General features: G+C 70.7%; 13 protein-coding genes. 10 read left to right on the forward strand and 3 right to left on the reverse strand.

Annotation, left to right across the window (positions count from 1 at the left end):
- The first annotated feature begins 23 nt into the window (after positions 1-23).
- The 3 genes from H7694_RS14580 to H7694_RS14590 all read left to right on the forward strand — a co-directional run bounded on the left by H7694_RS14580 (position 24) and on the right by H7694_RS14590 (position 2,787).
- A complete protein-coding gene (locus tag H7694_RS14580; protein ID WP_193597167.1) occupies positions 24-884 on the forward strand; it encodes a fumarylacetoacetate hydrolase family protein in 861 nt (286 codons plus the stop codon).
- Positions 881-1,645: an SDR family NAD(P)-dependent oxidoreductase gene (locus tag H7694_RS14585; protein WP_413782921.1), complete on the forward strand. Its 765-nt coding sequence runs from the start codon at positions 881-883 to the stop codon at positions 1,643-1,645. The genes H7694_RS14580 and H7694_RS14585 overlap by 4 nt, the downstream gene beginning before the upstream one ends.
- Positions 1,646-1,869: 224 nt before the next feature.
- Positions 1,870-2,787, forward strand: a complete 918-nt coding sequence (locus H7694_RS14590) for a hypothetical protein (protein WP_193597169.1) — start codon at positions 1,870-1,872, stop codon at positions 2,785-2,787.
- A gap of 190 nt (positions 2,788-2,977) precedes the next feature.
- Here H7694_RS14590 and H7694_RS14595 read toward each other — a convergent pair whose 3' ends face one another.
- Positions 2,978-3,856: an amidohydrolase family protein gene (locus tag H7694_RS14595; RefSeq protein ID WP_193597170.1), complete on the reverse strand. Its 879-nt coding sequence runs from the start codon at positions 3,854-3,856 to the stop codon at positions 2,978-2,980.
- A gap of 57 nt (positions 3,857-3,913) precedes the next feature.
- On the opposite strand from H7694_RS14595, the gene H7694_RS14600 reads away from it, so the two are divergent.
- Positions 3,914-4,594, forward strand: a complete 681-nt coding sequence (locus H7694_RS14600; RefSeq protein WP_193597171.1) for a FadR/GntR family transcriptional regulator — start codon at positions 3,914-3,916, stop codon at positions 4,592-4,594.
- 43 nt (positions 4,595-4,637) lie between these two features.
- On the opposite strand, the gene H7694_RS14605 is transcribed toward H7694_RS14600, so the two are convergent.
- Positions 4,638-5,294 carry a transaldolase family protein gene (locus H7694_RS14605; RefSeq protein WP_193597172.1) on the reverse strand — a complete coding sequence of 219 codons (657 nt, stop codon included), beginning with the start codon at positions 5,292-5,294 and terminating at the stop codon, positions 4,638-4,640.
- Positions 5,295-5,389: 95 nt separating this feature from the next.
- On the opposite strand from H7694_RS14605, the gene H7694_RS14610 reads away from it, so the two are divergent.
- The 6 genes from H7694_RS14610 to H7694_RS14635 all read left to right on the forward strand — a co-directional run bounded on the left by H7694_RS14610 (position 5,390) and on the right by H7694_RS14635 (position 10,807).
- Positions 5,390-6,331, forward strand: a complete 942-nt coding sequence (locus tag H7694_RS14610; protein WP_193597173.1) for a ribokinase — start codon at positions 5,390-5,392, stop codon at positions 6,329-6,331.
- Positions 6,332-6,400: 69 nt separating this feature from the next.
- The gene (gene rbsD, locus H7694_RS14615) at positions 6,401-6,799 is read left to right on the forward strand and encodes a D-ribose pyranase (protein WP_193597174.1); all 399 of its coding nucleotides are present in this window, start codon (positions 6,401-6,403) and stop codon (positions 6,797-6,799) included.
- Positions 6,799-7,575, forward strand: a complete 777-nt coding sequence (locus H7694_RS14620; protein WP_193597175.1) for a GntR family transcriptional regulator — start codon at positions 6,799-6,801, stop codon at positions 7,573-7,575. Before rbsD ends, H7694_RS14620 begins: the two co-directional genes overlap by 1 nt.
- A gap of 47 nt (positions 7,576-7,622) precedes the next feature.
- A complete protein-coding gene (locus H7694_RS14625) occupies positions 7,623-8,675 on the forward strand; it encodes a PLP-dependent cysteine synthase family protein (protein ID WP_193597176.1) in 1,053 nt (350 codons plus the stop codon).
- 61 nt (positions 8,676-8,736) lie between these two features.
- Positions 8,737-9,276 (forward strand): glycine cleavage system protein R, encoded by a 540-nt coding sequence (locus H7694_RS14630; protein WP_193597177.1) that lies wholly within the window; start codon positions 8,737-8,739, stop codon positions 9,274-9,276.
- A 142-nt stretch (positions 9,277-9,418) separates the two neighbouring features.
- The gene (locus tag H7694_RS14635; protein ID WP_193597178.1) at positions 9,419-10,807 is read left to right on the forward strand and encodes an FAD-binding oxidoreductase; all 1,389 of its coding nucleotides are present in this window, start codon (positions 9,419-9,421) and stop codon (positions 10,805-10,807) included.
- Positions 10,808-10,958: 151 nt separating this feature from the next.
- Here H7694_RS14635 and H7694_RS14640 read toward each other — a convergent pair whose 3' ends face one another.
- Positions 10,959-11,654, reverse strand: coding sequence for a FadR/GntR family transcriptional regulator (locus tag H7694_RS14640; protein WP_193597179.1), 696 nt, complete (start codon positions 11,652-11,654; stop codon positions 10,959-10,961).
- Positions 11,655-11,775: the final 121 nt, after the last annotated feature.

Below are 11,775 nucleotides of genomic sequence, written 5' to 3' on the forward strand. Positions count from 1 at the left end.
AGAAGATGAGCAGAAGGAGAACCATGAAGTTCGCGCGACTCGGCGAGCCCGGAAGCGAGATCCCCGTCGTCATCGACGAGGGACGCACCTTCGATCTGCGGCCCGTGACATCCGATGTGAACGGTGATTTCCTCGCCGCTGATCCGGTGGCGCGCACGCAGGCGGCACTCGATGCGGGCGAGCTGCCCGAGGTGGCCGACGCCGACGCGCTGCGCATCGGCTCCCCCATCGCCCGGCCCAGCGCCGTCATCTGCATCGGCCAGAACTACGCGGCGCACGCCCGCGAGTCGGGCGCCGAGCCGCCCACGGTGCCGATCATGTTTCTGAAGACGCCCAACACCGTCGTCGGCCCCGATGACGCCGTGACCATCCCGCGCGGCAGCGAGAAGACCGACTGGGAGGTCGAGCTCGGCATCGTCATCGGCGCCCGCGCCGCCTACCTCGACTCGGTCGAGGAGGCCGCCGACCACATCGCCGGCTACGTCGTCGCGAACGACGTCTCCGAGCGCGCGTTCCAGATGGAGGTCTCGGGCGGGCAGTGGTCGAAGGGCAAGATCGCCTTCGGCTTCAACCCGACCGGGCCCTGGCTGGTTCCGGCCGCCGAGGTCGACGTGCAGAACCTCGGCCTGCGCAGCTGGGTCAACGGCGAGCCCCGCCAGGACTCGAACACGAACGACATGATCTTCGACGTGCGCACGATCGTGCACCACCTCTCGCAGTACGTCACGCTCGAGCCGGGCGACCTGATCCTCACCGGCACCCCGCAGGGCGTGGCCTTCGGGGGCAAGTTCCCGTACCTCAAGGCCGGAGACGTCGTCGAGATCGAGATCGACGGCCTGGGCCGTCAGCGTCAGGAGTTCATCGCATGGGAGGGCAAGAAGTGACCGAGCAGACGCAGGGCAGCCTCGAAGGCCTGGTGGCGATCGTCACCGGCGGAGCATCCGGAATCGGCGCGGCGATCGCCCGCCGCCTGCACGCCGAGGGCGCGCAGATCGCCGTCCTCGACCGCGACATCTCGGGGGCGGATGCCGAATTCGCGGCGTTCACGGCCGACGTGTCCGACCGCGCGTCGGTGGATGCCGCCGTCGCGGCGGCCGCCGAGCGGTTCGGTCGCATCGACATCGTCATCAACAACGCCGGCATCGGCGCGCAGGGCGACATCGCCGCGAACGACGACGACGAGTGGGCGCGCGTGCTCTCCATCAACGTCACCGGCATCGCCCGCGTCACCGCCGCCGCGCTGCCGTGGCTGCGCAAGTCGCCGTCGGCGGCGGTGTGCAACACGGCATCCATCGCCTCGACGACCGGCCTGCCGCAGCGCGCGCTGTACTCGGCGTCGAAGGGCGCCGTCTCGGCGCTGACCCGCGCGATGGCCGCCGATCACCTGCGCGAGGGCATCCGCGTCAACGCCGTCAACCCGGGCACCGCCGACACCCCGTGGGTGGGGCGCCTGCTCGATTCGGCCGCCGACCCCGAGGCCGAGCGCGCCGCACTGAACGCCCGTCAGCCGCACGGCCGCCTGGTCTCGCCCGACGAGGTCGCCGGTGCCGTGCTGTACCTGGTCAGCCCGCTGTCGGGTTCGACCACCGGCACCTTCATCGAGGTCGACGGAGGCATGGCGCAGCTGCGTCTCCGCTCCGAGTGACCCGGCCCTCCGTCGTTCCGGTCGCAATTTCTCCCGCCTGGGTGCCGATCTGCTCCTTCCGGTCGCAAAAACTCCCGCTCGTGCACCGCGCGAGCGGGAGTTTTTGCGACCGGAGCGGCCCGGCACGGCTTGGAAAACCGCAGCGGCCGGCTCACCGAAGATGGAATGGTGGGCGGATGCCACGCCCGCGCCCCCTGCCGCCCGAGCTCGGCCGCCGGTTCACCGTGAAGGATGCTGCTGCCGCGGGCGTCAACCGCGGACGCCTGCACCGATCGGACCTCGACCGTCCGTTTCATGGCGTGCGCACGCTGGCCCGTGAGGATCACCCCGACGCGCCGGATACCTTCGCGAAGCAGCGCATCGAGCGCAGGATGCGGGCGCTGGACTATGCCCCGCGGCTCGGACGACAGCATGTCTACAGTCACGAGACGGCCATCGCCCTGTTCGGCGGGCCACTCCCCCTGGTGCGAGAGGATGGTGGACCGGTCGACGGTGGGACTCTCCCCGTGCATGTCAGCACTCTCGGCAAAGGCCCTCTGGTACGCACCGCAGGAGTCGTCGGCCACCGAATCGCCGCCGATACGCCGTGTTTGCAAACGGGCACGGTCACGGCGGTGCACCCGAGCATCGCGTGGGCGCAGCTGGGGTCACTCGACCTGCTCGACATCGTGGCGATCGGCGATTACCTCTGCCGCGTGCGCCGGCCGGGAGTCGGACGCACGCACGTCGGCCGAATGCCGTGGACCACCATCGACGGGCTGCGGGCCGTGCTGGCGGGCGGCAGGCGCGTCGGCATCGGGCGGCTGAGAGAGGCGGCCGAGCTGATCCGCGAGGACTCCTGGTCACCACGTGAATCGATGCTGAGATGCCGGATCGTGCTGGCCGGCCTGCCCGAACCCCTGCTGAACCCCGACGTGTTCGACCAGCACGGGCGGTTCCTGGGGTGTGTCGACATGGCCTATCCGCATCTGAAAATCGCCATCGAATACCAGGGCAGGCTTCACCACGCGAGCTACGCGACGGACGTCGAGCGGATCGCGGCCCTGCGCGCCGCAGGGTGGACGGTGATCGAGGTCGCAGACGCGCTGTACAGCCGTCCGGCTGAGCTCATCGCACGGATCCGGGATGCGCTGCGCGTCTAGCATCCGCCTGGCATCCACCTGGTATCCGCCCTCGCACCCTGCCGTTCCGGTCGCAATTTCTCCCGCATCCACTCCGCCCCCTGCCGTTCCGGTCGCAAAATCTCCCGCTCGCCTGTGGCGGGAGCGGGAGATTTTGCGACCGGAACGTGGTGCGCTCGATGCCCCACCGCCGGTGGCAGCGAAGGGCTCGTCAGCGGATGCCGTAGAAGGCGAGGGGGTTCGACCAGAACAGCGCGTCGGCGTCGAGACCGCGGGATGCCGCCCAGCCGGCCACCGTGCGGAACCAGCGCTGCCTGCTGCCGACGACGTACGCACCGCGGTCGCCGCGGCCCGCGTCGATTGACGAGACCGGCCAGTCGCTGCCCCACATCAGGCGTTCCGGCCCGAACGCGTCGAGGGCGGCATCCAGGAACGGCGCGACCTGAGCATCCGTCCACACCCCGCCGGTCTCGGCGGGCAGACCCGACAGCTTGCAGTGCACCTGCGGGCCGGCGGCGAGCTCGCGCAGGTCTCCCAGCCACTCCGGGCTCGGCTCGAGCGGAGCATCCGCCGTCCCGATGAGCGGCTTGCCGAGGTGGTCGAGCACGATCGGCAGATCGGGCACGGCCGCGGCGAGTGCCGTGACGTCGGGGATCTGGTGCGCACGGACGCAGGCGTCGAACGTCCACCCGCGGGATGCCACCTGCCGGGCACCGCGCAGGAAGTCGGTTGTGCGGGCGAAGCCGTCGGGCTCTCCCTGCAGAAGGTGCCGGATGCCGACCACCCGCTCGTGCTCGGCGAGCGCCGCGAGCTGCGCATCCGTCTCGGCTCCGCGGTCGAGCCGCGCACCCGCGACGATCGCGACCACTCCGGCCTCGAGGGCGATCGAGTCGACCCAGCGCACCTCGTCGAGGTGGTGCCGCTCGACGGTCTCGGCCTGCACGAAGATCGCCGCCTCCTCGTCGACGCCGGTCAGCTGCTCGTCGGCGAGCTCGACCGCCGCGTGCACCGCGTCGAGCGGACCCTCCAGCCACGTGTAGTCGAGAACCGCAGGATCCCACAGGTGCAGATGAGAATCGAGAACGCGCATGCGTCCATCGTCACACAGGTCGCGCCAGACATCGGATCAATATGGAAGGATGTGGCCATGGCTGTCACGGATGAGGCGATCGAGAAGATCAAGGCGATGATCGTCAGCGGCGAGCTGGGGCCGGGAGACCGGCTTCCGCCCGAGAAGGAGCTCGCCGAGCGCCTGGGCCTGTCGCGCAACTCGATGCGCGAAGCCGTCAAGGCGCTCGAGGTCATCCGGGTGCTCGACGTGCGCCGCGGCGACGGCACCTACGTCACCAGCCTCGAGCCGAACCTGCTGCTCGAGGCGATCAGCTTCGTCGTCGACATGCACGACGACGACTCGCTGCTCGAGCTGTTCGCGGTGCGGCGGATGCTGGAATCGCAGGCCACCGGACTCGCCGCGGGCAACGCCACCGTCGAGCAGTCCAAGTCGCTGCTGGAAGAGATCGGGTCGATCGATCCGGGCAGCGTCAGCATCGACGATCTCGTCGAGCACGACATCCGTTTCCACCGCGCGGTCGCGAGCCTCGCGGGCAACGCCTACCTCACCAGCCTGCTCGACGGGCTGAGCAGTCAGACGCTGCGTGCGCGGGTCTGGCGCGGACTCACCGAGCAGGGCGCCGTCGAGCGCACCCTCTCAGAGCACCTCGCCATCGCCGAGGCGATCGCGCAGCACGACTCCGCCCTGGCGACGTCCCTGTCGACCGCGCACGTCGCCGGCGTCGAGCGGTGGCTGCGCCAGGCCGCCACCGCCTGACGCCGGCAGCAACCAGCCTCAGAAGTCGGCACCACGCCAAAGATCAGGCCCCGATACGCACCATCGCGGCGTCGAACTCCGCGGCCGACGAGTCGCTGACCTCGTGGAACAGCAGCGCGTCGAGTACGTCCGGCGCGGCGGTGAAGTAAGGCACCCCGGCCTCGCGCAGCCCGACGATGTCCTCCGGCGTGCGCAGGCTCGCGGCCAGCACGTTCGTGTCGCTGTCGGCGCAGACGGCCTGCATCCGGGCGATGAGCCCCGAGCCGTCGAGGCCGGCATCCCGCATCCGTCCCAGATACGGGGCGATGTACTGCACGCCGATGCTCGCGCACGCGAGCGCCTGCGCGACGGAGTAGACGGCGGTGACGAGCACGGTCGCGCCGTCACGCACCAGCAGGGATGCCGCGGCGAAACCCTGAGCGGTCGCCGGCACCTTCACCGCGACGCGGTCGCCGAGCGCGCGGATGCCCTCGGCATTGCGCAGGAACGCGGCGGCGTCGCCGCCCCAGGTCTGGAAGAACACCTCGCGCGCGCCCTGATCGACCCAGCGCTCGTAGAGCGCGGGGATCTCGGATGCCGTGCGGCCGCCGCGCTCGAGGATGGTGGGGTTCGTGGTGACCCCGTGCACGACGCCGGCTTCGAGCAGTCGCCCGACCCGCTCGACGTCAGCACTGTCCGCATAGAGCCGGGGCGCTGTCATCAGATCTCCTCTTCGCGCGCCAACCTGTCGTTACAAGTTGGGATGCGGCTAATGTAATGACAGCATCCGTCGAAGTCAAAGACGATCGGGAGAATATGACCAGCGACACCCCCAGCCGCTCCGGCGTCGTGATCGTGGGCAGCGTCACGGCGGACGTGACCACTTTCTCGCAGCGCCTGCCCGCGCGCGGAGAGACCATCCTCGGCGACCAGTTCACCCTGCTGCTGGGCGGCAAGGGCGCCAACCAGGCCGTCTCGGCAGGACTCGCCGGTGCCCGCACGAGCTTCGTCGGCTGCGTGGGCGACGACCTGTTCCACGACCTGATCGTCGACGGGCTCTCCGGCGCCGGCGTCGACCTGACCCACTTGCGCACGGTTCCCGGCCCGACGGGCATCGCGCACATCCGCGTCGACGCATCGGCGCAGAACGACATCGTCATGGTGCCGCTGGCCAACGCGCACCTGAGCACCGAGCAGATCGATGCGGCCCTCGCCGCCCTGGCCCCGACGACCTCGGTGCTGCTCACCCAGCTCGAGACCCCGGCGGCGCTCACGCTGCACATCACCACCCGGGCCCGCGAGCACGGCATGACCGTCGTGCTCGACCCCGCACCCGCCGCCCCGCTGGATGCCGACGTGTGGCGCAACATCGACATCGTCACGCCGAACGAGACCGAGGCGTCGCTGCTCAGCGGCATCGAGGTGACGGATGCGGCATCCGCCGAGCGCGCCGGACGCTGGTTCCTCGAGCAGGGCGTGGGCGCGGCCGTGATCACGATGGCCGAGAAGGGGTCGTGCGTCGTGACCGCCGAGGGGACGACGTTCATCGAGCCGATCCCCGTCCAGCCTGTGGACACCACCGCCGCCGGCGACGCCTACGCCGGGTACCTGGGCGCGGCCCTCGCCGAGGGCTGGTCGCTGGCCGACGCGACCCGGCTGGCCAGCGCGGCCGGCGCGATCGCCGTGACCCGCCAGGGCGCCTCGCCGAGCCTGCCTCGGCGCGACGAGGTCGACGCGCTGCTGGCACTGCACGCCTGATCCGGCGGCATCCGAACCTGACACCGCCTGACACCGCCTGACACCGCCTGGAATCCGAGGGAGGACCCCATGCGCAAGACATCCACCACCATCAACCCCGCGCTCTCGCGCGTGATCAGCGAGACCGGGCACACCGACCTGATCGTCGTGACCGACGCGGGCCTGCCGATCCCCCCGGATGCCGAGCGCATCGACCTCGCGTACCGTCCGGGCGCCCCCGCGTTCCTCGACGTGCTCGACACCGTGCTCGCCGAGCTGGTCGTCGAGGGGGCGACGGTCTCGGCCGAGGTCGCCGAGGTCAGCCCGCACGTGCTCGAGGCTCTGCGTGAGCGGCTGCCAGGCATCGAGATCGAGCTCGTGCCGCACGTCGAGTTCAAGAAGCGCACTCGCCAGGCGCGCGCGTTCGTGCGATCGGGTGAGTTCACCCCGTACGCGAACGTGATCCTGCACGCCGGCGTCGCATACTGATGAGCACCATGATCGGGGGCATCGACCGGCGCTCCGCGGCGCCGATGTACGACCAGCTGCGTCAGCTGATCGTCGACAGCATCGAGCAGGACGGGCTGCAGCCGGGCGATCCGCTGCCCGGCGAGCACCGGCTGTGCGAGCAGTACGGCGTCTCGCGCACGGTCGTGCGCCAGGCGCTCGCCCAGCTCGAGCACGAGGGTCTCGTCGAGCGAGTGAAGGGCAAGGGCACCTTCGTGGCGCGCCCTCGCACGAGCGAGTCGCTCGTGCACACCCTGGTCGGACTGTTCGAAGAGGTCGAGCGCCGCGGCGGCCACGTCCGCAGTGAAATCCTGCGGCACGAGACGGTGCCGGCGGATGCCGAAGTCGCCGACGCCCTCGAGCTCGCCGAAGGCGATCCGGTCGTGGTGATCACCCGGCTGCGTCACGTCGACGGGGACGCCTGGTCGCTGTCGACGACCTGGATGCCGCAGGCGGTGGGTGCCGTCACATTCGGCGCGGATCTGCGGGAGACGTCGCTGTACCGGCTGCTCGCCGAGCACGGCATCGCAGCGACGCACGGAGTGCGCTCGGCCGAGGCGACCGTGGCCACGCACGAGCAGGCGGGACTGCTCGGGGTCAGCGCGGGGTCCGCGCTTCTGCGGCTGCGGAGCGTGAGCCGCGAGGAGTCCGGGCGGCCGATCGAGTTCTTCGTCGCGTACCACCGCGGCGACCGCTCGCGGTTCGAGTTCCAGCTCGGCCCCGACAGCTCGCAGGGCTCGCTGGTCCGCATCCCCTGATCCCGCGAACCGCGGCCCGCGGACTGCGGCCACTACGCTCGATGATCATGAGCGAATGGGTCAGTTCCGCCATCCGCGTGCTCGAGGCGGATGCCAACCGCTCGGCTGACACGCACCTGCACCTCTTCCCGCTGCCGGTGGAGTGGGGCATCGATCTGTACCTCAAGGACGAGTCGGTGCATCCGACCGGCTCGCTCAAGCACCGCCTCGCGCGGTCGCTGATCCTGTACGGCCTGGTCAACGGACTCATCGACGAGGGCACCACGCTCGTCGAATCGTCCAGCGGGTCGACCGCCGTGTCGGAGGCCTACTTCGCCCGGATGCTGGGCCTGACCTTCATCACGGTCGTGCCCCGCTCGACCAGCCAGGAGAAGATCGACCTCATCGAGTTCTACGGCGGCAGCTGTCACCTGGTCGACCACGCCTCGCAGATCTCCTCCGAGGCGCGCAGGCTCGCCGCGGGGTGCGGCGGCCACTACCTCGACCAGTTCACCTTCGCCGAGCGCGCCACCGACTGGCGCGGCAACAACAACATCGCCGAGAGCGTCTTCAGCCAGCTCGCGCAGGAACGGCATCCGATCCCCCGCTGGATCGTCGTCGGCGCCGGCACCGGCGGCACCAGCGCGACCTTCGGTCGCTATGTGCGGTACCGCCGCCACGCGACGCAGGTCGCCGTCGTCGACCCCGAGGGGTCGGCGTTCCACGCCGCCTGGAAGGGCGATGCGGATGCCGTCGGCGAACCGTCTCGCATCGAGGGCATCGGCCGGCCCCGGGTGGAGCCGTCGTTCGTGCCCAGCGTGATCGACGAGATGATCCAGGTGCCGGATGCCGCATCCGTCGCGGCGATCCGGCTGCTGCGCGACCGCACCCTGCACTGGGCCGGCGGGTCGACCGGCACGAACCTGTTCGGCGCGTTCGAGCTGATCGCCCGGATGCGCGAGGCCGGCGAGACCGGCAGCGTCGTCACCCTGATCTGCGACGGCGGTGCACGGTACGCCGAGACGTACTACTCCGACGAGTGGGTGGCCGCGCAGGGGTGGGACACGACGGCGCACTGTGAGCGGATGGAGCGGTTCCTGGCCGGCGGCGCCTGGTCCTGACTCGGCCCGGATCTGCGGAGTGACCGCGACGGCACGCCGGTCAGCGGGCTACGCTGTGCGCATGACCACGCTCATCCTCACCGTCGCGGGAGCGGACCGCCCCGGACTCGTCTCGGCCGTGGCCGACATCGTCGACGCCCACGGCGGCAACTGGGAGAACAGCCGGCTCGCCGAGCTCGCGGGCACGTTCGCCGGCGTGATCCAGATCACCCTCGCCGCCGACCGCGTCGAAGAGCTGCGGCGCGCGCTGCACGAACTCGACGGACTGCTCGCGGTGACCGTGAGCGCCGGCGCCGAGCCTGGCGCGACGGCCGTGGCAGGTGGGGCGGGCGGGACCGCCGCCTCGCCGCGCCGCGTCGCGGTGACCGTGCTGGGCGACGACCGCCCCGGCATCGTCCGCGAGATCGCCGGCGTGCTGAGCGCGCATGCGCTGAGCATCGAGAGCATGACGACCGAGACCCGGGATGCCGCGATGGCCGGCGGCCGGCTCTTCGAGTCGGCTGTGACCGCGACCGTGCCGGAGTCGGCCGACCTGGCCGCCCTGCGCGAGGATATCGAGCGGCTCACGCACGACCTGCAGGTCGACATCGCCTTGGCCTGAGACGCGCTCGACCTCGCGCCGCTGCCGCAGGTGCCTGTGTGCGCGCTCTGCCGCGCGTGTGCCCGTCTGCGCTTGTGCCAAAGTGGTGGAAGCGCTCCCCAGCAGCCACGCACGATCGACGACGACGACACCGAGGAAGCCGATGGACCACGAACGCGACGCGCGCGTCATCTCCGCACTGACCGCCGAGCTCCCCGAGGGGACGGTGATCACGAACCCCGACTCGCTGCAGGCGTACCGGCGTGATCGCGCGGAGGATCCCGCAGCGGGCACGCCGCTGGCGGTCATCCGTGCCGGTTCGACCGAGGACGTGCAGGCGGCCGTGCGCATCGCCGCCCGCGAGGGCGTCGGCATCGTGCCGCGCGGGGCGGGCTCGGGGCTGTCCGGCGGGGCCACCGCCGTCGACGGCGCGATCGTCATCTCGCTGGAGCGGATGCGCGCCATCACGATCGACCCGGCGGTGCAGATGGCGACCGTGCAGCCGGGAGCGTTCAACGCCGAGGTCAAGGCGGCCGCCGCCGAGCACGGCCTCTGGTATCCGCCGGACCCGTCGTCGCAGGAGTTCTGCTCGATCGGCGGCAACATCGCCACGAACGCCGGCGGACTGTGCTGCGTCAAGTACGGAGTCACGACCGACTACGTGCTCGGGCTCACCGTGGTGCTCGCCGACGGAAAGGCCGTCACCCTCGGCGGACCGCGACTGAAGGATGTCGCCGGGCTGTCGCTGACCAAGCTGTTCGTCGGCAGCGAAGGCACTCTCGGCATCGTCACCGAGGCTGTGCTGCGGCTGGTCCCCGCCCGGCTCACCCCGACGACCCTCGTGGCCGTGTTCCCCACGGTCGACGGCGCCATCCGCGCGGTCGTCGACATCAAGGCGGCCATGCGGCCGTCGATGCTCGAGTTCATGGATCGCGTCACCATCAACGCCGTGGAGGACCTGCTGCGCATGGACCTCGATCGCACGGCGGCGGCGATGCTGATCGTGCAGTCCGACGAGCCGACCGAGGTCGCGACCGCGCAGATCGCGGCCATCGAGTCGGCCTGCGAGGCGCACGGCGCCACCGAGGTCTACGCGACCACCGACCCCGACGAGAGCGAGGCGCTCATCGAAGCACGCCGGCAGGCGATCCCCGCCGTCGAGAGGCGAGGCGCGCTGCTGCTCGAGGACGTCGGCGTGCCGCTGCCGCGCCTGGGCGATCTCATCGAGGGGATGCGCGGGATCGCCGAGCGACGAGGCGTCGAGATCGCCGTCGTCGCGCACGCCGGCGACGGCAACACGCATCCGCTGATCGTGCTCGACTCGACGGATGTCGACCAGCGCGAGCGCGCCGCCGTCGCGTTCGGCGAGGTCATGGACCTGGCGATCGGGCTGGGCGGCACGATCACGGGAGAGCACGGCGTCGGCCGCCTCAAGCAGCCGTGGCTCGCCGACTATCTCGGCGACGACGTGCTCGAACTGAACCTGCGCATCAAGAACGCCCTCGATCCCCAGGGCATCCTCAACCCCGGCGCCCTCCTCCCCACCCCCTGACCCCCCCCGCAAGTTCCCCCGCCCACTTCCGCCGAAACCCCTCACCAGCGCCGAGACCCCTCATGATTCACGCGAATCATGAGGGGTCTGGACAATCAGGAGGGGTTTCGGCGGAGGATGAGTCGGCGGAGGAGTGAGTCGGCGGAGGGAGTCAGTCGGTCAGGCCGACGGCATCCGGCTGCAGCCTGCGCAGCCAGTATTCGGTCTGCGCGACGTGACCGGCGGCGGCCGCGGACGCGGCGACCGGGTCGCGCGACTGCAGGCCGCGCAGGATCGCGCGGTGCCCGGCATCCGAGAGCGCCTTGATCTCGGCGGCGCTGTCGGTGCTGAAGATGCGGTACGCCCGCGAGCGGGCGCGGAACACGGCGAGCATGCTGGCCAGCGCCGAGTTGCCTGCAACCTCGGCGATGCGCATGTGGAAGTGATGGTCGAGCCGCGACTGCTCGTCGTCGTCGACGGTCGCCTCGAGCTCGGTGAGCAGCTCGTCGAGCTCGGAGAGCACACCCTCATCGACGCGGGCGGCCGCCAGCGACGACGCGTGCGCCTCCAGCGCGCGCCTCAGCTCGTACAGCTCGAGGATCGCGTCCAGCGGCAGCAGCCCGACCGTCAGCGACAGGCTGCCGATGAGGTCGGCGGCGTTCAGGTCGCTCACGTAACTGCCCGAGCCGTGCCGGGTCTCGAGCACGCCGAGGGCGGCGAGCATCCGGATCGCCTCGCGCAGCGAGCCGCGGGACACCCCGAGCTGCTCGCACAGCTCACCCTCACTGGGCAGCCGATCGCCCGGGCGCAGCGTGCCGTCGGCGATCAGCGACCGCATCCCGTGCAGCGCCGTGTCGAGTGCGCTCATCCCATTCCTCCTTGAACCGCCTCCGAGTCTGGCGGATGCGGCATCCGTCACAAATTCGTAGGACGACTTTCTCCATTATTGCGCTCACGGGTCGCATAATTGCCAACAGTGTGACAGAGTT

The sequence above is a fragment of the Microbacterium sp. YJN-G genome (assembly GCF_015040615.1).
GTDB lineage: Bacteria > Actinomycetota > Actinomycetes > Actinomycetales > Microbacteriaceae > Microbacterium.

Excerpts from the sequence above, each read along its gene's own strand:
- H7694_RS14625 (WP_193597176.1), top strand. The coding sequence starts at position 7,623 with ATGAGCGAATGGGTCAGTTCCGCCATCCGCGTGCTCGAGGCGGATGCC.
- H7694_RS14595 (WP_193597170.1), bottom strand. The coding sequence starts at position 3,856 with ATGCGCGTTCTCGATTCTCATCTGCACCTGTGGGATCCTGCGGTTCTC.
- H7694_RS14620 (WP_193597175.1), top strand. The coding sequence starts at position 6,799 with ATGAGCACCATGATCGGGGGCATCGACCGGCGCTCCGCGGCGCCGATG.
- H7694_RS14640 (WP_193597179.1), bottom strand. The coding sequence starts at position 11,654 with ATGAGCGCACTCGACACGGCGCTGCACGGGATGCGGTCGCTGATCGCC.
- H7694_RS14580 (WP_193597167.1), top strand. The coding sequence starts at position 24 with ATGAAGTTCGCGCGACTCGGCGAGCCCGGAAGCGAGATCCCCGTCGTC.
- H7694_RS14630 (WP_193597177.1), top strand. The coding sequence starts at position 8,737 with ATGACCACGCTCATCCTCACCGTCGCGGGAGCGGACCGCCCCGGACTC.
- H7694_RS14605 (WP_193597172.1), bottom strand. The coding sequence starts at position 5,294 with ATGACAGCGCCCCGGCTCTATGCGGACAGTGCTGACGTCGAGCGGGTC.
- rbsD (WP_193597174.1), top strand. The coding sequence starts at position 6,401 with ATGCGCAAGACATCCACCACCATCAACCCCGCGCTCTCGCGCGTGATC.
- H7694_RS14610 (WP_193597173.1), top strand. The coding sequence starts at position 5,390 with ATGACCAGCGACACCCCCAGCCGCTCCGGCGTCGTGATCGTGGGCAGC.
- H7694_RS14600 (WP_193597171.1), top strand. The coding sequence starts at position 3,914 with ATGGCTGTCACGGATGAGGCGATCGAGAAGATCAAGGCGATGATCGTC.
- H7694_RS14635 (WP_193597178.1), top strand. The coding sequence starts at position 9,419 with ATGGACCACGAACGCGACGCGCGCGTCATCTCCGCACTGACCGCCGAG.